This window comes from Rickettsia endosymbiont of Culicoides newsteadi (genome assembly GCF_002259525.1).
Lineage (GTDB): Bacteria > Pseudomonadota > Alphaproteobacteria > Rickettsiales > Rickettsiaceae > Tisiphia.
Genome location: NZ_MWZE01000152.1, coordinates 1 through 1,624 on the forward strand (window position 1 = coordinate 1; position 1,624 = coordinate 1,624).

The following is a 1,624-nucleotide window of genomic DNA, read 5'->3' on the forward strand; positions in this document are numbered from 1 at the left end:
TGAGTAAAGAATAGTAACAATAAAGAGAACGAAAGTTAAAGAGTTAATGAATAAGTATTCTGAATAAAATCCGTAATTATGTCGAGGCTCTAGAAGCCGTGGGAATGAGAGGTCACTCAAGGATATTTATAAGAATGCAGAAACCATTATGGCACTCGATGCCGAATATATGACCGCTTCCTTTGTGGCTCTATTTTTTTATTTTCTTTCTTGACAAATTCACTCGTCCATATATGACAGGGTAAAGACGTCCCCAACTTCTCATCAATTGACTATTTAGTAATAATTACTAAATACATCCTTAAATCTATAAGTAAGAAATTAACTGATCTAAATATGAAAACAATTTAATATTAATTTTGCACAAGTTGTGTACTTTTATAATCTATCTTACTTTATATGAAAATACTTGTATTTAGTAATTTATTTTACTATAATAAAATATTATATAAATTAACTATTTAGGTATTATCCAAATGTATATTAATACGTTTACTATTAGTTCTAAGGGGCAGATTGTCTTACCAAAGAAAGTTAGAGATATTTTAAAATCTAACATTGTTACCTTAGAGGTTAATGATAATAATCAATTAATATTATCCCCTGTATGTGACCTTGGGGGAGCTCTTTCTATTTATCGGAAAGATTCAGAACCTTCATTTGATGAAATCAGACAACAAGCATGGCTTGATAACACCTATTCTAAAGAAGCTAATAAGGTAGTGAAATGAAATATATTTGTGATAGCAACTTTATCCTTCGTTATCTTATTGCCGATAATCCAGAAATGTTTAGTAAAACCAAAGAAATATTTGAACAAGCTAAAACCGGTCATATTACTCTTATAATTGAACAAACAGTATTTACGGAAGTAATATTTGTCTTATCTTCTTTCTATAAAGTTCCCAGGGATAAAATAACTTTAACCTTATCTGAGATGCTAACTTATAAAGGAATTCAAAGTGATAAGAACTATTTTTTATTAGCTTTAGATTATTATTTAAAATATAATTTGCATATAGTTGATTGTATTCTTCTAGCTAAAGCAGTTACTACAGACTTACCCATTCTTTCTTTTGATCAAAAATTACTCAATTTAGCAAATAAACAATTAAAAAAAGAATAATATTATGGTGGTTATTTATTTTATTGGTTTCCTAGTACTACAGTTGTAGTTTAGATGTGAGCATTCACGATTTTTTTGCTATTTTTTTTGTGATGAATAAAAAAACCTGATCACCAAGCGTCATTGCGAGGAGACCGTAAGGTCAACGAAGCAATCCATTTCTAATCACTCTCCTGGATTGCTTCGTCGGTCTGGCAACCTCCTCGCAATGACGGATATAGCCAATTCAAGAGAATTGGGAGTGTTCGTCAAACTGCGTCAAGTTGAAAAAATAATCTTTTAAATATATAAAATAAAGATTATTGATGTTGTAAATAGCGAAGAATGTGGATAAGTTACTATCAACTTATCCACATGTTCTTCGCATAAAATAATAGGAAATTTGACATGAGCAAACCAATGAAACCAATTCAACTAGACCGTCCGCTTGATAAATCGTCTTTAAATCTACCATAAATGTTTTCTGATCTTTGCTAGCTACATACTTTAAAGAATTAC

General features: G+C 29.9%; 2 protein-coding genes. Both read left to right on the plus strand.

Annotated features, from left to right (window positions below):
- Nucleotides 1-476 precede the first annotated feature (476 nt).
- Complete coding sequence (locus tag RiCNE_RS06935; protein WP_094649821.1) at nt 477-731, plus strand: AbrB/MazE/SpoVT family DNA-binding domain-containing protein; 255 nt, start codon at nt 477-479, stop codon at nt 729-731.
- Nucleotides 728-1,126 carry a PIN domain-containing protein gene (locus RiCNE_RS06940; RefSeq protein WP_094649822.1) on the plus strand — a complete coding sequence of 133 codons (399 nt, stop codon included), beginning with the start codon at nt 728-730 and terminating at the stop codon, nt 1,124-1,126. The genes RiCNE_RS06935 and RiCNE_RS06940 overlap by 4 nt, the downstream gene beginning before the upstream one ends.
- Nucleotides 1,127-1,624 lie beyond the last annotated feature (498 nt).

Bases quoted from the DNA above. Each gene is read 5' to 3' on its own strand.
- RiCNE_RS06935 (WP_094649821.1), top strand. From the start codon at position 477: ATGTATATTAATACGTTTACTATTAGTTCTAAGGGGCAGATTGTCTTA.
- RiCNE_RS06940 (WP_094649822.1), top strand. From the start codon at position 728: ATGAAATATATTTGTGATAGCAACTTTATCCTTCGTTATCTTATTGCC.